The sequence below is a fragment of the Salipiger bermudensis genome (assembly GCF_020171625.1).
In the GTDB taxonomy this organism is placed as follows: domain Bacteria; phylum Pseudomonadota; class Alphaproteobacteria; order Rhodobacterales; family Rhodobacteraceae; genus Salipiger; species Salipiger bermudensis_B.
The window spans coordinates 482,526-500,505 of record NZ_JAIUZY010000001.1 but is presented as its reverse complement, the minus strand read 5'-3'; the positions used below and the strand labels follow the sequence as shown (position 1 = coordinate 500,505).

The following is a 17,980-nucleotide window of genomic DNA, read 5'->3' as shown; positions in this document are numbered from 1 at the left end:
AGAGCGCGCAGTTCCCCGCACTCTAGGGAGGATGGACGCGACCCACGCCGACCGCGCCGCCGTTTGCCGTGCCCCCGTTCGCGACGTTCGCCACGCAGCGCTGCGCCTCTGTGGCGTGTGAGGCGCGCCGCAAGACGACCGGCGGCATACACACAGCGTACTCCGCGCAGCACCTCACGCCCGCCCACACCGACTGATGGGGGAGGTCGACGCGCCGTCACGGCGAAACAGCTCCTGCGCAACGAAAAAGGGCGCCCGAAGGCGCCCTTTCCCGAATGGATCCGCTAAGATCAGCAGCTGTAGTACAGCTTGAACTCGACCGGGTGCGGGGTCATTTCGTACTGCTCGAGCTCTTCCATCTTCAGGTCGATATAGCCCTGGATCTGGTCCTTGGTGAACACGTCACCGGCCAGCAGGAAGTCCATGTCGGCCTTCAGCTCGTCCAGAGCCTCACGCAGCGAGCCGCAGACGGTCGGGATGCCCTCGAGCTCCTCCGGCGGCAGGTCGTAGAGGTTCTTGTCCATGGCTTCGCCCGGATCGATCTTGTTCTTGATGCCGTCGAGGCCGGCCATCAGGAGCGCCGCGAAGCACAGGTAGGGGTTCGACGACGGATCGGGGAAGCGGGCTTCCACGCGCTTGGCCTTGGGCGATTCCGCCCACGGGATACGAACGCAGCCCGACCGGTTGCGGGCCGAGTAGGCGCGCAGGACGGGGGCCTCGAAGCCCGGGACCAGACGCTTGTAGGAGTTGGTCGACGGGTTGGTGAAGGCGTTGAGCGCCTTGGCGTGCTTGAGCAGGCCACCGATATACCACAGGGCTTCCTGCGACAGGTCGGCGTACTTGTCGCCTGCGAAGAGCGGCTTGCCGTCCTTCCAGATCGACATGTTCACGTGCATGCCGGTGCCGTTGTCGCCGGCGATCGGCTTAGGCATGAAGGTTGCCGACTTGCCGTAGGCCTGCGCCACGTTGTGGATGATGTACTTGTACTTCTGAAGCTCGTCAGCCTGCTTGGTGACGGTGCCGAAGATCAGGCCAAGCTCGTGCTGGCACGACGCCACCTCGTGGTGGTGCTTGTCGACCTTCATGCCGATGCGCTTCATGGTCGACAGCATCTCGGAGCGCAGGTCCTGCGCATCGTCGATCGGGTTGACCGGGAAGTAGCCACCCTTGATGCCCGGACGGTGACCGGAGTTGCCCATCTCGTAGTCGGTGTCGCTGTTCCACGCGGCATCGAGCGCGTCGACCTCGTAGGAGACCTTGTTCATCGAGACCGAGAACTTCACGTCGTCGAACAGGAAGAATTCCGCTTCCGGACCCATGAACGCGGTGTCGCCGATGCCGGATGCCTTGAGGTAGGCTTCGGCCTTCTGGGCGGTGCCGCGCGGGTCGCGATCGTAGGCTTCGCCGGTGTCGGGTTCGACCACCGAGCAGTGCACGCAGAGGGTCTTCTCGGCGTAGAACGGATCGATATAGACGCTGTCGGGGTCGGGCATCAGCTTCATGTCGGATGCTTCGATCGACTTCCAGCCAGCGATGGAGGAACCGTCGAACATGAAGCCTTCCTCGAGGAAATCCTCGTCGACCTCATCGGCAATCACCGTCACGTGCTGCAGCTTGCCGCGCGGATCGGTGAAGCGGATGTCGACGTAAGCGACCTCCTCGTCCTTCATCAGCTTGAGAACGTCTTTGATGCTCATTCCCATCTTCCCTTTCTGTGACTTTGGGTCCGGTATGATTATTGTTCGGCCGCTCGTGCCGCGCTCAGAGCGCGTCCGAGCCGGATTCGCCGGTGCGGATCCGGATGGCCTGTTCGATCGGGCTCACGAAGATCTTGCCGTCGCCGATCTTGTCGGTCTTGGCGGCAGAGATGATTGCCTCGATGGCGGCGTCGACGAGCTCGTCGTCCAGGACGACCTCGATCTTCACCTTGGGCAGAAAATCGACCACATATTCCGCGCCGCGATACAGCTCGGTATGGCCTTTCTGGCGGCCAAAGCCCTTCACTTCGAGGACCGAGAGGCCCTGGATGCCAGCATCCTGAAGCGCCTCCTTGACCTCGTCGAGCTTGAACGGCTTGATGATCGCCTCGACCTTTTTCATGGTCTATTTCTCCTCGTAATCCCGTGTCGGACCCTGCCAGATCATTTCTGCCCGGCGGCCACAATCGGATAGCCTAAGGGGGCAGGGGGTGCATAGGGCGATTTGTAACGAGCGCGCGAATTTTACGCAACATGCCTTCAGAATGGGCGAAATGAAAACTTGAGGTGGAACACATGGCAGATCTCCTGACGGCGGCGCAGATGCGCGCGATCGAGACCGCGGCGATCAACTCGGGCGAGGCCACCGGGCTCGAGCTGATGGAGCGTGCCGGGGCAGGCGTGGTGGAGGCGGTGTTCCGGCACTGGCCCGAGCTTTCCCGTCGCGCGCACCGGGCCGTGGTGCTGTGCGGGCCGGGAAACAATGGCGGCGACGGCTTCGTCATCGCACGGCTTCTGGCGGCGCGCGGCTGGGAGGTCGAGCTCTACCTCTACGGCGCGCTCGAGCGGCTGCCGACGGATGCGCGGCGCAACGCCGAACGCTGGCAGGAGATCGGCCCGATCCTGCCGCTCGAGCCGGGCTTCGAGGCCTCGAGCCGGCGCGCGGCACTGGTGGTCGATGCGCTCTTCGGCACCGGCCTGAGCCGTCCCATCGCCGATCTCGGTGCGACACTTCTGGATCTGGCAGAGCTGCGCGGCGAGGGGGCCGCGATCAGCGCCAGCGAGCGCCCGGACTGGACGCCCCTGATCGTCGCCGTGGACCTGCCGAGCGGGCTGTGCAGCGACAGCGGACGGGTGCTGCGCGACGAGCATTTCGTGGGCCTGCCGGAGGTGCTCGAGGCCGCCTCGGCGGCGGCTGACCTGACCGTGACCTTCCACGCGCGCAAGCTGGGTCATGTGCTCGACGAAGGGCCCGATCTCTGCGGCACCGTGGTCGTGGTGCCGATCGGGCTGGAGCAGCGCCGCTCGCGCGCGCCGCGCAGCGAGCGCGTCGCCGAGGTGACGGCGCCCGCGGGGCTGGCCAAGGCGGGCGGTCATAAGTTCAGCCATGGCCACGCGCTGGTGCTGTCGGGCGGGTTCGGGCGCACCGGCGCGGCACGGCTCTCGGCCCGCGCGGCGCTGCGCGTGGGCGCGGGGCTGGTGACTCTGGGCGCGCCCGGTGCGGCCCAGATGGAGATCGCCGCGCAGATCACCGCGCTGATGCTGCGCCGGGTCGAGGGCGGCGAAGAGCTTTCGGAACTGCTCGAGGACGACCGGCTCAACGCGCTCTGCCTCGGGCCGGGGCTGGGGCTCGAGCGGGCGCAGGCGCTGGTGCCCGTGGCGCTCGAGGCAGAACGCCCGACGCTGCTCGATGCCGACGCGCTCTCGGCCTTTGCCGACGAGCCGGGCGAGCTGTTCGGCCTGCTGCACAAGGGCTGCGTGCTGACCCCGCATGGCGGCGAGTTCGGCCGGTTGTTTCCGGATCTCTCGGCGCGGCTGCGCGAGGTGGCCGAGGCCGGCCCGGCCTACAGCCGCGCGGACGCGGCCCGCGAGGCGGCGCGGCGGGCGGGCTGCGTGGTGCTTCTGAAGGGGCCCGACACGGTGATCGCATCGCCAGACGGGCGCTGCGCGGTGAACGCCGGTGTCGGCGAGCGGGCGGCGCCATGGCTTGCGACAGCGGGCGCGGGCGACGTGCTCTCGGGGCTGATCTGCGGACTGATGGCGCGCGGTCTGGCGGCCTTCGAGGCGGCGAGCGCCGGCGCGTGGCTGCATGTCGAGGCCGCGCGTGCCTTCGGCCCGGGGCTGATCGCCGAGGATCTGCCGGAGGCGCTGCCGGGGGTTCTCGCGGACCTGCTCTGAGCGGTGTCTCTGCGCGGAATTAAGGCCGCAGGCCGCCTCTCACACATCGCGTTCAGCGATGTGTTGCCGGCAGGCGTTTGCAGGCAAACGCCGAGAGGCGCGCCATCGCCGGTCCGCCCCCCGGGCCGGCGATTTGTCAACGCCCGAACCCAGCTTTGACGGTCTTCGGTTCTGGCCGGGATAAACCGAGGGATTCCGCGCAAGGGTCGCCACCCCGCGGACCGGCGAGGCACGACGGGCGTCGATGCTGGAGGCAGAAAATGTCAGGGGCAGCAAAAGAAAACGGGCCCACGTGGGCCCGTCTCTCAGTTATTGCCGGAGGAGGTGAACCGCGCCGCGTCCGCCGCCGCGCGGCGGATGGCGTTGGATTTGTGCACCGTCTCCATGTACTCGGCTTCCGGGTCGCTGTCATAGACCACGCCGCCGCCGGCCTGAATGTAGAGCTTCTCGTCCTTCACGATGGCGGTGCGCAGCGCGATGCACATGTCCATGTCGCCGCCGGCGCTGAAATAGCCCACGCCGCCGCCATAAACACCGCGTTTCTCGGGCTCGAGCTCGTCGATGATCTCCATCGCACGCACCTTGGGCGCGCCCGAGACGGTGCCCGCCGGCATCCCGGCAAAGAACGCCGACAGGGCGTCCTGATCGTCTGCCAGCTCGCCCACGACGTTGGACACGATGTGCATTACGTGGCTGTAGCGCTCGATGATGAACTTCTCGGTGGGGCGCACGGTGCCGATCTTCGACACCTTGCCGGTGTCGTTGCGACCCAGATCGAGCAGCATCAGATGCTCGGCCAGTTCCTTCTTGTCGGCCAGCAGATCGGCCTCGAGCGCGCGATCCTCCTCGGGCGTGGCGCCGCGCGGACGGGTCCCGGCGATCGGCCGGATCGTCACCTCGCGGCCGAAGACCCGCACGAGGATCTCCGGGCTCGCGCCGATGACCTGGAAGCCGCCGAAGTTGAAATAGAACATGAAGGGCGACGGATTGGTGCGTCGCAGAGACCGGTAAAGCGCGAAAGGCGGCAGCGGAAAGTCCTGCGTCCAGCGCTGCGCCGGCACGACCTGGAAGATGTCGCCCTTGCGGATGTAGTCCTTGGCGGTCTCGACCGCTGCCTTGTAGCTCTCGCGGGTGAAGTTCGACACCGGCTCGCCGGCCTCGCGCGCGTCCCCCAGATCGCGGCTCGCCTGCGGCAGCGCGCGCTCGAGATCGCGCACCGCGTCCATCACGCGCTCGGCGGCACGGGCATAGGCGGCACGGGCGGACACCCCGTCCTGCACCCACGCGGGAGCGACGACGGTGACCTCGCCCTTGACCCCGTCGAGCACCGCCACCACCGAAGGCCGCAGCATCAGCGCGTCGGGCAGGCCGAGCGGATCGGGGTTGACGTTGGGCAGATGCTCGACCAGCCGGATCATGTCGTAGCCGAGATAGCCGAACAGCCCGGCAGAGGCCTGCGGCAGATCCTCGGGCAGCTCGATGCGGCTTTCGGCGATCAGCGCGCGCAGCGCGGTGAGCGGATCGCTTTCCACCGGCACGAAGGCGTCGGGATCGAAGCGGGCCTGCCGGTTGATCTGGGCGCCCTCGCCGTGGCACTTCCACACCACATCAGGCTTCATGCCGATGATGGAGTAGCGCCCGCGCACCTCGCCGCCGGTCACCGACTCGAGCATGAAGGCATCCTTGGCGGCGCCGGTCAGCTTGAGCATCAGCGACACTGGCGTGTCGAGATCGGCGGCAAGGCGCGCGTAGACCACCTGGTTCCGGCCGGCCTCATAGGCCGGCGCGAAGTCTTCGAATGAGGGTATCAGCGTGGCCATGATGCGCCTTACTGCAGGGTGCTGAGCACGGAGTTCACCGCGGACTGATCGATGCTGATGCCGGCGCGCTGCTGGATGTCGACGTTGAGCGCGCGGAACAGATCCTGCGACACGCTGCTAGCGGCCTGATCGCGCAGCGCGTTGCCAAGCTGCTGGATCTGCGGGTCCTCCATGTTCGCCGGCGTGACGTCGTCGAGCCGCACGATCAGGGCCACACCGTCGCCGCGCACCGCGCGGGCCTCTCCGGCGGACATCTCGAACACCGCCTCGAGCACCGCGGCGGGCAGGCCCTGAATGCGGGCCTCGCGGGTGAGGCCGCTTTCGGCGGTGGCCTCGAGCCCGTTCTCGCCAAAGCTCTGGTCCTCGGAGATGCGGGTGGCGATGTCTTCCGCCTGTGCCATCAGCGCGTTGGTGGCCTGCTCCTGCTCCCAGAGCTCTGCGACCCGGTCGCGCACATCCTCGAACGGGGCCGGGGCGGGGGCGCGCAGCTCGTCGAGACGCAGCGCGAAGATGCCGCCATCGCCCAGCTCGGCAATCGCCGGGTAGTCGCCTTGGGCCGCGGCGGCAGCCGCCTCGCGGAAGGACTGGTATCCGGCGATGCCGGTATCGGTGCTGGCGGTCCAGTCGATCTGGCCGAGCTCCATGTCGGTATCCTGCGCCAGCTCTTCCAGCGTCGCGCCACCGGCCAGCTCGTCGTCGATGCTCGACGCCATGCCCGCGATCACCCGCCGCGCCCGGTCAAGCACCAGCGCCTCGCGCAGATCGGGGATCGCCTCCTCGTAGGGCGTCTCCTCTGCCGGCAGCACGCCGTTGACGCGGTAGAGCGCCGGACCAAAGGACGAGGGCGCCGGGCCCACCACATCGCCGACCTCTGCCGAGAACACCGGCTCGGCGGCATCGCCGAGCGTGTCGCGGGTCACGTCGCCCATGTCGGTGTCGATGAGCGACAGGCCCCGCTCCTCGACCACGGTCTCGAACTCGGCCTCGCCCGACGCGATGCGGTCGGCGGCGGCCTGCGCCTCGGCTTCGGTGCTGAACACCAGCCGCTCGACCAGGCGCCGCTCGGGCTGGTTGAACTCGCTCGTGCGCTCTTCATAGGCGGCGCGCAGGGCGTCGTCCTCGACCTCGACGGTGTCGACGATCATGTCCGGCGTCAGCCAGGCAAAGGTGATGACCTTCGTTTCGGGCAGGGTGAAGAGGTCGATGTTCTCTTCGTACCACGCCTGCAGCTCGTCGTCGGACGGCACCGACAGCCCGGTGTTGAGCGCGTCGCGCTCCAGCGTGGCCCAGGTGAAGGCGCGGCTCTCGCCGATATATTCGAGCAGCGTGTCGACATAGGTGTCGGGCAGGGTGGTGCCCGAGATCACCGCGGCACTGAGGATCGAGCGCGCGGCGTCGCGGCGCAGGTTTTCCTCGAACTCGCCCTCGTTGAGACCGGCGTTCTGCAGCGCGTAGGCATAGGCGCTGCGGTCGAAGCTGCCATCCGGGCCGTTGAAGGCCTCTACATTGCGCAGATCCTCGGCTACGCGCTCGTCACCGACCGACAGGCCGATGCGCGTGGTCTCGTCCTCGAGCGCGGCATTGGTCACGACCTGCGCAAGCACCTGATCGGTGAGGCCCGACTGGCGCGCCTGTTCCACCGTGACCGCCCGCCCGGTCTGGGCCTGCTGGGCGCGCAGCTCGGATTGCAGCGCGCGGGCATAGTCGCTGGTCGAAATCGTGGTGTCGCCGACCGAGCCGATATTGCCGACCCCGCCGGAGAAATTCACCGTTCCGAAGGCGCCGAAACCGACGAAGGAGGCGATCAGGATCGCCCAGACGATGTACTTGGTGATGCCGCCTGTTCCGCGCGCCATGACTGCCTCTTCCCCTTATGGTTCTGGCGCCCGTGTCTATGCCGGGCTGCCGGTGCCCGCAAGGGGCCAGTCCAGCGCCTCGAGCCGGTCGAACAACACGGTGATCGCGTTGGCGTCGAGATTGGCGAAGGCAAAGCGGAAATGCCGCGCCCCGGCCGGGTCCTCGGGGGGCACAAACATGGTGCCGGGCAGGGCGAGGATGCCGGCCTCGTGCACCAGTTTGCGGCCCAGCACGTCGGAGCGTTCGGCGAAGGGATGTTCGACATAGGCGAAATACGCCCCCAGCCCCTTGAGCCGCCAGCCGTGCGCTTTGAGCCGCGGGAACGCGGCGGTGATCGCCGCGCGGCGGGCGAGGATCTCGTCCCGCTCGCCGGCCACCCACTGGCCGAGGTTCTCCAGTCCCCAGAGCGCCGCGACCTGCCCGAGTTGCGGCGCGCAAATCGCCACCGTGTCCTGAAATTTCTCCACCTCCTGAAGCAGGCTGGGCGCCGCAATGATTGCGCCGACGCGGTGGCCGGTGAGGCGGTAGGCCTTGGAGAAGCTGTAAAGCTGGATCAGCGTGTCTTCGTGGCCCGGCTGGCGCAGCAGGTCGTGCGGCGCGACGGTCCGGCTGTCGAAATCCTTGTAGGTCTCGTCGACGATCAGCCTGATGCCGTGCTCGCGTGCGAGGTCATAGAGCGCCCGGAGGGTTTCGGCCGGGTACTCGACGCCGCCGGGATTGTTGGGCGAGACCAGCACGATGGCGCGGGTCTTCGGGGAGATGAGCGCGCGGGCCTCCTCGGCGACGGGCAGCAGGTCCTCGCCGGTGGGCAGGGGCACTGCGCGCACGCCCTGCATGTCGAGCCACATCTTGTGATTGAAGTACCACGGCGTCGGCAGCAGCACCTCGTCGCCCTCACCGGCAATGGCCGCCATCGTGGCCGCGAAGGCCTGATTGCAGCCCGCGGTGATCGCGACCTGATCGGCGCTCACCTCGGCGGCGTAATGCGCGCTCCAGTCCCGGGCCAGCGCGGCGCGCAGCGCCGGCAGCCCCAGCACCGGACCATAGAGATGCGTCTCGGGCCGCTCCATCGCCTCGGCCATGGCGCGACGCAGGGCGGCGGGGGGCGGATCGACCGGCGCGGCCTGGCTCACGTTGATCAGTGGTCGGTCGGCGGGAAAGGACACGCCCTCGATCCAGCGCTTGGCCTCGGGGACCGGCGGCGTGAAGGTGGATTGCGTGCGGCTAAGATGGGTCATTCTGTCGGATCCGGCATGATTTCGGCGCACGCTAGCAGGGAGGTTCGGGCGGGGAAAGGTCCGCCGTGGTGGGGGCCGCGCTCAGGCCTCGGCGCGGTCAAAAGCTGTGCGCGCGGCGCGGATGCGGCCATGGTTGCGGTCTGCCCAGTCGGTCAGGACGGCGATGGGCCCGAGCGCGGACTGGCCAAGCTCGGTCAGCGCGTATTCCACCGAGGGCGGCTTGGTCGGGAAGACCTCCCGCGAGATCAGCCCGTCGCGCTCGAGCTGGCGCAGGCTCTGGGTCAGCATCCGCTTGGAGATGTCGCCCACCTGCCGCTGCAGCGCCGAAAAGCGCAGCGGGCCGGAGGTGAGGGCGATCAGCAGCAGCAGCGTCCATTTTTGGCCCACCCGGTCGAGCACATCGCGCACCGGGCAGATGCCGGGATCGTCGGGGGCACCCTCGAAGGCGGCGAGCTGTTGCAGGATCTCGATGCCGAGGAGGTTACCCGGCTGTTCCCTGGTCATGATGAAGTGCCTCCTTCACAGTGGCAGATACCCGGTCTACATCTGAGACCATATCACGGTTATAGACCAAATCCACGGATAAGGAACATCCCATGTCAGACACGCTCAAGTATCTCGTCACCGGCGCCTCAGGTCAGCTCGGCAGCCTTGTTATCGAGGCCCTTCTTGCCCGCGTTCCAGCGGCAGAAATCGGCGCGCTGGTGCGCCGCCCCGAGGCCGCCGCCCCGCTGGAAGCCAAGGGGGTCAGCGTCCGCGTGGCCTCCTATGACGATCCGGCAGCGCTGGAGGCGGCCTTCGCGGGCGTCGAACGCGTGCTGCTGGTGTCCTCGAGCGAGGTCGGCAAGCGCGCGGCGCAGCATGAGAACGTGATCGACGCGGCCAAGCGCGCCGGCGTCCGGTTCGTCGCGTATACGTCGATCCTCCGCGCCGACCGCTCGCCGCTGACCGTACTGCCCTCGGAACACGTGGCGACCGAGCAGGCGCTGGCAGCCTCGGGCCTGCCTTACGCGCTGCTGCGCAACGGCTGGTACACCGAGAACTACACCATGGGCGTGCCGTTGGCTCTGGAACATGGCGGCCTGATCGGCACCATCGGCGATGGCCGCGTTTCGAGCGCGTCCCGTGCCGACTATGCCGAAGCGGCGGCCATCGTGCTGAGCAGCGACCTGCCCGCCACGGGCACGGTTTATGAACTGGCCGGCGACACCGCTTTCAGCCTGCCGGAATTTGCCGCCGCGCTGTCCGAGCTTTCGGGCCAGGAGATCGCCTATACCGACATGAGCTTCGAGGCCTATCAGGCGGCGCTGATCGGCGCGGGCCTGCCGGCGCCGGTGGCCGAGATGCTGGCCGACAGCGAGAAGGGGGCGGCGCAGGGTGGCCTGTACAGCCAGGACAAATCGCTCTCGACCCTGCTCGGTCGCCCGACAACGCCGTGGCGCGACACGCTCGCAGCGGCGCTCTGAACACGAAAACGCCCCGCGCCTTGATCGGGCGCGGGGCGAAAATTTTTCGGACGAAAAATTTTGGCGCTCAGTCGGTATCGCCGCGATAGGGCTTTACGTATTGCAGCGCCATGTCCCACGGGAAGAAGATCCAGGTGTCCTGGCTGACTTCCGTGATATAGCTGTCGACCATCGGCTTGCCCATCGGCTTGGCATAGACCGTCGCCACATGGGCCTTGGGATAGAGGCTGCGCACCAGCTCGAGCGTCTTGCCGCTGTCGACCAGGTCGTCGATGATCAGGATGCCCTCGCCATCGCCGACAAGCGCCGTGTCGGGCGATTTCAGCACCTGCGCCTCGCGCCGCTGGTCGGCCTTGCCGCCGCCCGAGTGGTAGCTCTTGACACTGATCGTATCGACGGTCCGGATGTCGAGCTCGCGGGCGATGATCATCGCCGGGGCCATGCCGCCCCGGGTGATCGCCACCACGGCCTTCCAGCCGCCATCCTCGGGGCCGTGGCCCTGAAGCCGCCAGGCCAGCGCCCGCGCATCGCGGTGCAGCTGGTCCCAGCTGACGTGAAAGCCCTTTTCATGCGGCAGAAGGTCGTGGGTCATGCGCGTTGCTCCTGCAGCTCAGGCCTTGGTGATATCCGGCGCGTCCGGCGCCTTCATGCCGACGATGTGATAGCCCGCATCGACATGATGGGTCTCGCCGGTGACGCCCGCGCCGAGATCCGACAGCAGGTAAAGTGCCGAGCCGCCGACATCGTCGATGGTCACGTTGCGGCGCAGCGGCGAGTTGTACTCGTTCCACTTCATGATGTAGCGGAAATCGCCGATGCCCGAGGCGGCCAGCGTCTTGATCGGGCCGGCGGAGATCGCGTTGACCCGGATGCCGTCGCGGCCGAGATCCTCGGCGAGATAGCGCACCGACGCCTCGAGTGCGGCCTTGGCCACGCCCATCACGTTGTAATGCGGCATGATGCGCTCGGCGCCGTAATAGGTGAGGGTGAGGGCGGAGCCGCCCTTGTTCATCATCTTCTCGGCCCGCTGCATCACAGCGGTGAACGAGTAGACGGAGATATCCATGGTCAGCTTGAAGTTGTCGCGACTGGTATCGACATAGCGGCCGCGCAGCTCGTTCTTGTCGGAGAAGCCGATGGCGTGGACGATGAAGTCGAGATTGTCCCAGCGCTCTTTCAGCCCGTCGAACAGAGCGTCGATCGACGCCTCGTCGCCAACGTCGCAGGGCAGCACGATATCGCTTCCAAGTTGAGCGGCCAGCGGATCGACGCGTTTCTTCAGGGCCTCGCCCTGATACGAGAAGGCGAGCTCGGCGCCGGCGTCTGCGAGCGCCTTGGCGATGCCCCAGGCGATCGATTTGTCGTTGGCCAGGCCCATGATCAGGCCTCGCTTGCCCGCCATCAGAGTGTTTGACATTTCCGGTCTCCGCCCGACATTTCTGTGTTCGGAACCCTTTAGGGCAAGCTCGCAACGGCTTCAAGGGTTTGCGCTGTCATCGCAGGTGAAGGAGACCCGACATGTCCGACCGCACAGGCATCTTCGCGGGGGACGACCCCTTCGCGATCGCCCGAAACTGGCTGGCTGAGGCCGAGAAGACCGAGATCAACGATCCCAACGCCATCGCCCTGGCGACGGTGGACCCGGACGGTCTGCCCAACGTGCGTATGGTCCTGCTCAAGGAGATCGAGCCGGACGCCTTCGTGTTCTACACCAATTACGAGAGTGCGAAGGGGCAGGAGCTGTCAGCCAGCGGCAAGGCCGGCTTCGTCATGCATTGGAAATCATTACGCCGTCAGATACGTGTGCGCGGCACGGTCACGCGCGAGGACGGCCCGCAGGCCGATGCCTACTACGCCAGCCGCTCCCTGAAATCGAGGCTCGGCGCGTGGGCGTCGCGGCAGTCGCAACCCTTGTCGTCGCGCGCGGCCCTGATGGCCGATGTTGCGAAAGTCACTGCGACCCATGGTCCCTCCCCGAAGCGCCCGCCGTTCTGGGGTGGGGTGAGGATCGCCCCATTGGAGATCGAGTTCTGGGCCGATGGCGCCTTCCGGTTGCATGATCGATTCACGTGGCGTCGGCGGTCTATTGCCGACCCTTGGCGCATCGAACGACTGAACCCATGAATTTCGCGTCACGTGAAATGCACAGGCTTGCAAATATAAGTTGAGTGGGCTTGCAATTGCAGTCCCTGCTGTCGCAAGAGGGGCTTGGGGATACGCATGACGACCAATGGAAACACAGTTGACACAGCATGACGAAGAGACGTTCAACGTTCTCGGGAAGGTAAAGTGGTTCGATCCCGTCAAGGGATTTGGCTTTGTAATCGCCGATGAAGGTGGGCCCGATATCCTGCTTCATGCAAACGTCCTGCGCAATTTCGGCCAAAGTTCGGTGGCCGACGGGGCACGAATCGAGGTGGCTGCGCAGCGGACCGAACGCGGTATGCAGGCCACCGAGGTGCGCAGGATCGAACCGCCAGAAGCGCCGGCCGGCGCTCCGCTGGCCGACTTCGAGGACGTCGATCCCGAGATCATGCGTGCGGCTCCGCTCGAGCCGGCGCGGGTCAAATGGTTCGACAAGGCCAAGGGTTTTGGCTTTGCCAACGTCTTCGGGCGCTCCGATGACGTGTTCATTCACATCGAAGTTTTGCGGCGCTCCGGCCTCGCGGACCTTCAGCCCGGCGAAGCGCTTGCAATCCGTATCATTAACGGAAAGCGTGGGCAGATGGCCACCGAGGTAAATGCATGGGAAGCCGCCGTTTCTTCCAGCTGACAGTGCTGATCGCCGCCCTCGCGGGCGGCCCTCTCGCCGCGCAGTCCTGCCGGGACGATGCCATCTGGCTCCGGGGCGACTGGGGCAGCGTGCGCCTGAGCGTGAAGGTCGCAGACGATGCGGCCGAGCGCGCTCAGGGGCTGATGCATGTCGAACAGATGCCGCCGGGCGCAGGGATGCTGTTTGTGTACGAGACAGAGCGCCCGACGGCCTTCTGGATGAAGAACACGCTCATTCCGCTCGACATGATCTTTGCCGATGCGGAGGGACGGGTCGTCAAGGTGCACCCGATGGCGGTGCCGCATGACGAGACGCCGATCCCGAGCGGTGGGCCTGTGCAGTACGTGCTCGAGATCAATGGCGGCATGGCGGCACAGCTCGGTATCGCCGAGGGCAGCGAGATGATGCATCCCGCGATCACCGGCGAACCGGCCTGGCCCTGCGAGTAACACATCGCGCGGATTGGCCCTTTTCAATCTCTCGGCTTCGCATTATGCGGAGCCTGTCGGGGCGTAGCGCAGCCTGGTAGCGCGTCTGTTTTGGGTACAGAAGGTCGTGAGTTCGAATCTCGCCGCCCCGACCACTTTCCCCACAATCTCATCCGCCGGTGATTCCGGAATTGCCCGTCGCAAGCGCGTCCTTTGGCGTGACGTGGACGCATTCTGCCTGTTTTTTCGGCAGACATCGCCGGGCCCCCTCAGAAACACCGCTGTTGCACGAATGTCATGCATATCGGGAAGATATGCTCAGGGCAGTTCTCAACAGCTGTGGATAACTTCCGCCCGAGGGAGGGATTTTCCTTGTCCAACCGTTCGCGCCTGTTTCGGGCGGGGGTGTGGATGACTCGGGAACAACCCATAGCCCTAGTATGAAGGCCTGCGCTCAACGCAAAATATATGCGGAGCGCCGGAAAAATCCGTTGACCCGGTCCCGCCACTTGCGTCAGTTTGTGGGGGCCGGAGGCAAGATCACAACATATTGTGGCGCCCGGCGGGGACAGACCAAGGCAGCAGACAGACAGCATGGCCCGACAGGGACGGATTGGCTTCCGTCGCTGACCAGAGAGGCCGTCTTCGCTGCCACCGATACATGTGGGCAGCTGAGGGCAGACCGATGAAGATCGAGAGAACGTACACCCAAGCCGGACAGGACGCTTACGCGGGGATCGAGTTCGTCACCACGACCTCCGAGATCCGCAACCCCGACGGCTCCACGGTCTTCAGGCTCGACGACCTCGAGGTTCCGGCAAGCTGGAGCCAGGTGGCCTCGGACGTCATCGCGCAGAAATACTTCCGCAAGGCGGGAGTGCCGACGGACCTCAAGAAGGTTGCCGAGAAGAACGTGCCCGAGTTCCTGTGGCGCTCGGTTCCCGCCGACAAGAACACCCCGCGCGGCGGCGAGACCTCGGCCAAGCAGGTCTTCGACCGGCTCGCCGGGGCCTGGGCCTACTGGGGCTGGAAAGGCGGCTACTTCACAACCGAAGACGATGCGCAGGCCTATTACGACGAGATGCGTCACATGCTGGCGAGCCAGACCGCGGCGCCGAACAGCCCGCAATGGTTCAACACCGGCTTGCACTGGGCCTACGGCATCGACGGTCCGGGGCAGGGCCACTACTATGTCGACCACAAGACCGGCAAGCTGACCAAGTCGAAGTCGGCCTACGAGCACCCGCAGCCCCACGCCTGCTTCATCCAGTCCGTGGCCGACGACCTTGTCGGCGATGGCGGCATCATGGACCTCTGGGTTCGTGAGGCGCGGCTGTTCAAGTACGGCTCCGGCACCGGCACCAACTTCTCGAGCCTGCGCGCCGAGAACGAGCGCCTCTCGGGCGGCGGCAAGTCCTCTGGCCTGATGGGCTTTCTCAAGATCGGTGATCGCGCCGCCGGGGCGATCAAGTCGGGCGGCACCACGCGGCGCGCCGCCAAGATGGTCATCGTCGATGCCGATCACCCGGATATCGAGGAGTTCATCAACTGGAAGGTCAAGGAAGAGCAGAAGGTCGCGAGCATCGTCGCCGGCTCGAAGATGCACGAGAAGATGCTCAATGCCATCTTCGACGCCATCCGCGCGTGGGACGGGCTCGAGAGCGAGGCCTATGAGGCCAGCGCCAACACCGCGTTGAAAAAGGCGATCCGCGAGGCCAAGAAGGTCGCGATCCCCGAGACCTACATCAAGCGCGTGCTCGACTATGCGCGGCAGGGCTATGCCTCGATCGAGTTCCCGACCTACGACACCGACTGGGACAGCGAGGCCTACGCCACGGTTTCGGGCCAGAACTCGAACAACTCGATCCGCGTCACCGATGCCTTCCTCGAGGCGGTCCGCGAGGGAAAACCGTGGGAGCTCATCCGCCGCACCGACGGCTCGGTCGCCAAGACCGTCGACGCCAAGGAGCTGTGGGAGCAGATCGGCCACGCCGCATGGGCCTGTGCCGATCCGGGCATCCAGTTCCACGACACCGTGAACGCGTGGCACACCTGCCCGGCGGATGGAGAAATCCGCGGCTCGAACCCGTGCTCGGAATACATGTTCCTCGACGACACGGCCTGCAACCTTGCATCGATGAACCTGCTGACCTTCCTCGAAGACGGCCAGTTCGATGCCGAGCGCTACATGCACGCCACCCGTCTGTGGACGCTGACGCTGGAAATCTCGGTGCTGATGGCGCAGTTCCCCTCGAAGGAGATCGCCCAGCTGTCCTATGACTTCCGGACCCTTGGCCTCGGTTACGCCAACATCGGCGGCCTGCTGATGAACATGGGCCTGAGCTATGACAGCGACGAGGGCCGCGCGCTCTGCGGTGCCCTGACCGCGCTGATGACCGGCGTGAGCTACGCCACCTCGGCCGAGATCGCCGGCGAACTTGGCGCCTTCCCGGGCTATGAGCGCAACGCCGCGCACATGCTGCGCGTCATCCGCAACCACCGGACCGCTGCATACGGCAAGACGGACGGCTACGAGGGCCTTTCGGTGAAACCGGTGGCACTCGATCACGGCAACTGTCCGGATCAGGCGCTGGTGGCTCTGGCGCAGTCCGCCTGGGACGAGGCGCTGCGGTTGGGTGAGCAGCACGGTTACCGCAACGCGCAGGTCTCGGTCATCGCGCCCACCGGCACCATCGGTCTGGTGATGGACTGCGACACCACCGGCATCGAGCCGGACTTCGCACTGGTGAAGTTCAAGAAGCTCGCCGGCGGCGGCTATTTCAAGATCATCAACCGCTCGGTGCCCTCGGCGCTCGCAAAGCTGGGCTACAGCTCGAGCCAGATCGAGGAGATCGTGGGCTACGCCGTCGGGCACGGCACGCTCGGCAACGCGCCCGGCATCAACCACACCGCGCTGATCGGTCTTGGCTTCGGTCCGGCGCAGATCGAGAAGGTCGAGCGCGCGCTCGGCAGCGCGTTCGACATCCGCTTCGTGTTCAACCAGTGGACGCTGGGCGCGGAGTTCTGCCGCGACGGCCTTGGCATTCCTGCCGACAAGCTCTCGAACCCGACCTTCGATCTGCTCAAGCATCTGGGCTTCACTCGCGCCGATATCGAGGCCACCAACGACCATGTCTGCGGCACCATGACCCTCGAGGGCGCGCCCCATCTGAAGCCCGAGCACCTGTCGATCTTCGACTGTGCAAATCCCTGTGGAAAAAAGGGCAAGCGCTACCTGTCGGTCAACAGCCACATTCACATGATGGCCGCCGCGCAAAGCTTTATTTCCGGGGCGATTTCCAAGACCATCAACATGCCGAACGCGGCCACGGTCGAGGATTGCCAGAAGGCCTATGAGCTGTCCTGGTCGCTGGGAGTAAAGGCCAACGCGCTCTACCGCGACGGCTCCAAGCTGAGCCAGCCGCTGGCCTCGGCGCTGGTCGAGGACGACGATGACGCGCTCGAGACCCTCGAGAGCGGCACGCCGCAGGAGAAGGCGCAGGTCATCGCCGAGAAGATCGTCGAGAAGGTGGTGATCAAGGAGATCATCCGCGCCGGCCGCACCAAGATGCCCGAGCGCCGCAAGGGCTATACCCAGAAGGCCACGGTCGGCGGCCACAAGGTCTATCTCCGCACCGGCGAATACGAGGACGGCAACCTCGGCGAGATCTTCATCGACATGCACAAGGAGGGGGCCGGCTTCCGTGCGATGATGAACAACTTCGCCATCGCCGTGTCGGTGGGCCTGCAATACGGGGTGCCGCTGGAAGAGTTCGTCGATGCCTTTACCTTCACCAAGTTCGAGCCCGCGGGCATGGTGCAGGGCAATGACAGCATCAAGAATGCGACCTCGATCCTCGACTACATCTTCCGCGAGCTGGCGGTGTCCTATCTCGACCGCACCGATCTGGCGCATGTGAAGCCCTCGGGGGCGAGCTTCGACGATCTCGGGCGCGGCGAGGAAGAGAGCGTGTCGAATGTCGAGGAGCTGTCCGAGAACACCGCGGCCCGCTCGCTGGAAATGCTCAAGCAGATTTCCTCGACCGGCTATCTTCGCAAGCGCCTGCCGCAGGAACTGGTGGTCCTGCAGGGCGGCCAGCGGACGGGCACCGGCCCGGTGGCCTCGCATGGCGCGGTGAGTGCCCAGACGGTGCAGAGCACGGTGACGACGCTTGGCACGGCAACCTCGGCGATGGCGATGGACGCTCGTGCCAAGGCCCGGATCCAGGGCTACGAGGGCGATCCCTGCGGCGAATGCGGCAACTACACGCTGGTGCGCAACGGCACCTGCATGAAGTGCAACACCTGCGGCTCGACCTCGGGCTGCAGCTGAGGGATCGGGCAGGGCGCGGACGTGCCCTGCCGCTAATCCGCCCGGACTGCGGTTTCCCTGCGCGGGGTGGTCTGGCGGAGACGATGGCGTCGGTCGCCTGCCGGTCGCGCAGGAACCACGCCTGACGAAGCGCGCGTCGGAAAGTGACCGGGCTGAGGCGATTGGCCTCGTCCGGGAACTCGGACCCGGC

Annotated in this window: 14 protein-coding genes and 1 tRNA gene; 7 read left to right on the top strand and 8 right to left on the bottom strand. The window is 66.2% G+C overall.

The features are described 5' to 3' along the window. Positions 1-290: 290 nt before the first annotated feature. Both glnA and LCM15_RS02330 read right to left on the bottom strand, forming a co-directional pair. Positions 291-1,697 (bottom strand): type I glutamate--ammonia ligase, encoded by a 1,407-nt coding sequence (gene glnA / locus LCM15_RS02335; RefSeq protein ID WP_224852621.1) that lies wholly within the window; start codon positions 1,695-1,697, stop codon positions 291-293. A 64-nt stretch (positions 1,698-1,761) separates the two neighbouring features. Then, a complete protein-coding gene (locus LCM15_RS02330; RefSeq protein ID WP_007800427.1) occupies positions 1,762-2,100 on the bottom strand; it encodes a P-II family nitrogen regulator in 339 nt (112 codons plus the stop codon). A 173-nt stretch (positions 2,101-2,273) separates the two neighbouring features. On the opposite strand from LCM15_RS02330, the gene LCM15_RS02325 reads away from it, so the two are divergent. Further along, positions 2,274-3,875, top strand: a complete 1,602-nt coding sequence (locus LCM15_RS02325) for an NAD(P)H-hydrate dehydratase (RefSeq protein ID WP_224852620.1) — start codon at positions 2,274-2,276, stop codon at positions 3,873-3,875. A gap of 305 nt (positions 3,876-4,180) precedes the next feature. On the opposite strand, the gene trpE is transcribed toward LCM15_RS02325, so the two are convergent. The 4 genes from trpE to LCM15_RS02305 form a co-directional block, all read right to left on the bottom strand. Next, complete coding sequence (gene trpE, locus LCM15_RS02320) at positions 4,181-5,695, bottom strand: anthranilate synthase component I (RefSeq protein ID WP_224852619.1); 1,515 nt, start codon at positions 5,693-5,695, stop codon at positions 4,181-4,183. An 8-nt stretch (positions 5,696-5,703) separates the two neighbouring features. Next, positions 5,704-7,551, bottom strand: a complete 1,848-nt coding sequence (locus LCM15_RS02315) for a peptidyl-prolyl cis-trans isomerase (RefSeq protein WP_224852618.1) — start codon at positions 7,549-7,551, stop codon at positions 5,704-5,706. A 36-nt stretch (positions 7,552-7,587) separates the two neighbouring features. After that, positions 7,588-8,790, bottom strand: coding sequence for an aminotransferase (locus LCM15_RS02310; RefSeq protein WP_224852617.1), 1,203 nt, complete (start codon positions 8,788-8,790; stop codon positions 7,588-7,590). 81 nt (positions 8,791-8,871) lie between these two features. Beyond that, a complete protein-coding gene (locus tag LCM15_RS02305; protein WP_224852616.1) occupies positions 8,872-9,294 on the bottom strand; it encodes a winged helix-turn-helix transcriptional regulator in 423 nt (140 codons plus the stop codon). 92 nt (positions 9,295-9,386) lie between these two features. Here LCM15_RS02305 and LCM15_RS02300 point away from each other — a divergent pair, with 92 nt between their 5' ends. Beyond that, entirely contained in the window at positions 9,387-10,256 is an 870-nt protein-coding gene (locus LCM15_RS02300; protein ID WP_224852615.1) for an SDR family oxidoreductase, read from the top strand. Positions 10,257-10,323: 67 nt separating this feature from the next. On the opposite strand, the gene gpt is transcribed toward LCM15_RS02300, so the two are convergent. Next, positions 10,324-10,848: a xanthine phosphoribosyltransferase gene (gene gpt / locus LCM15_RS02295; protein ID WP_224852614.1), complete on the bottom strand. Its 525-nt coding sequence runs from the start codon at positions 10,846-10,848 to the stop codon at positions 10,324-10,326. Positions 10,849-10,866: 18 nt separating this feature from the next. After that, a complete protein-coding gene (fabI, locus tag LCM15_RS02290; protein WP_224852613.1) occupies positions 10,867-11,673 on the bottom strand; it encodes an enoyl-ACP reductase FabI in 807 nt (268 codons plus the stop codon). A gap of 101 nt (positions 11,674-11,774) precedes the next feature. Here fabI and pdxH point away from each other — a divergent pair, with 101 nt between their 5' ends. The 5 genes from pdxH (at position 11,775) to LCM15_RS02265 (ending at position 17,790) form a co-directional block, all read left to right on the top strand. Beyond that, on the top strand, positions 11,775-12,380 hold the full coding sequence (gene pdxH, locus LCM15_RS02285) for a pyridoxamine 5'-phosphate oxidase (RefSeq protein WP_224852612.1): 606 nt from the start codon (positions 11,775-11,777) through the stop codon (positions 12,378-12,380). Positions 12,381-12,486: 106 nt separating this feature from the next. Continuing rightward, the gene (locus LCM15_RS02280; RefSeq protein ID WP_224852611.1) at positions 12,487-13,029 is read left to right on the top strand and encodes a cold-shock protein; all 543 of its coding nucleotides are present in this window, start codon (positions 12,487-12,489) and stop codon (positions 13,027-13,029) included. Further along, positions 13,002-13,478 (top strand): DUF192 domain-containing protein, encoded by a 477-nt coding sequence (locus LCM15_RS02275; RefSeq protein ID WP_224852610.1) that lies wholly within the window; start codon positions 13,002-13,004, stop codon positions 13,476-13,478. Before LCM15_RS02280 ends, LCM15_RS02275 begins: the two co-directional genes overlap by 28 nt. 57 nt (positions 13,479-13,535) lie before the next feature. Beyond that, positions 13,536-13,612: transfer RNA gene (locus LCM15_RS02270), tRNA-Pro, on the top strand. Between the two features lie 530 nt (positions 13,613-14,142). Beyond that, entirely contained in the window at positions 14,143-17,790 is a 3,648-nt protein-coding gene (locus LCM15_RS02265) for a vitamin B12-dependent ribonucleotide reductase (RefSeq protein WP_224852609.1), read from the top strand. Positions 17,791-17,980 lie beyond the last annotated feature (190 nt).

Excerpts from the sequence above, each read along its gene's own strand:
- glnA (WP_224852621.1), bottom strand. The coding sequence starts at position 1,697 with ATGAGCATCAAAGACGTTCTCAAGCTGATGAAGGACGAGGAGGTCGCT.
- LCM15_RS02330 (WP_007800427.1), bottom strand. The coding sequence starts at position 2,100 with ATGAAAAAGGTCGAGGCGATCATCAAGCCGTTCAAGCTCGACGAGGTC.
- LCM15_RS02325 (WP_224852620.1), top strand. The coding sequence starts at position 2,274 with ATGGCAGATCTCCTGACGGCGGCGCAGATGCGCGCGATCGAGACCGCG.
- trpE (WP_224852619.1), bottom strand. The coding sequence starts at position 5,695 with ATGGCCACGCTGATACCCTCATTCGAAGACTTCGCGCCGGCCTATGAG.
- LCM15_RS02315 (WP_224852618.1), bottom strand. The coding sequence starts at position 7,551 with ATGGCGCGCGGAACAGGCGGCATCACCAAGTACATCGTCTGGGCGATC.
- LCM15_RS02310 (WP_224852617.1), bottom strand. The coding sequence starts at position 8,790 with ATGACCCATCTTAGCCGCACGCAATCCACCTTCACGCCGCCGGTCCCC.
- LCM15_RS02305 (WP_224852616.1), bottom strand. The coding sequence starts at position 9,294 with ATGACCAGGGAACAGCCGGGTAACCTCCTCGGCATCGAGATCCTGCAA.
- LCM15_RS02300 (WP_224852615.1), top strand. The coding sequence starts at position 9,387 with ATGTCAGACACGCTCAAGTATCTCGTCACCGGCGCCTCAGGTCAGCTC.
- gpt (WP_224852614.1), bottom strand. The coding sequence starts at position 10,848 with ATGACCCACGACCTTCTGCCGCATGAAAAGGGCTTTCACGTCAGCTGG.
- fabI (WP_224852613.1), bottom strand. The coding sequence starts at position 11,673 with ATGTCAAACACTCTGATGGCGGGCAAGCGAGGCCTGATCATGGGCCTG.
- pdxH (WP_224852612.1), top strand. The coding sequence starts at position 11,775 with ATGTCCGACCGCACAGGCATCTTCGCGGGGGACGACCCCTTCGCGATC.
- LCM15_RS02280 (WP_224852611.1), top strand. The coding sequence starts at position 12,487 with ATGGAAACACAGTTGACACAGCATGACGAAGAGACGTTCAACGTTCTC.
- LCM15_RS02275 (WP_224852610.1), top strand. The coding sequence starts at position 13,002 with ATGGGAAGCCGCCGTTTCTTCCAGCTGACAGTGCTGATCGCCGCCCTC.
- LCM15_RS02265 (WP_224852609.1), top strand. The coding sequence starts at position 14,143 with ATGAAGATCGAGAGAACGTACACCCAAGCCGGACAGGACGCTTACGCG.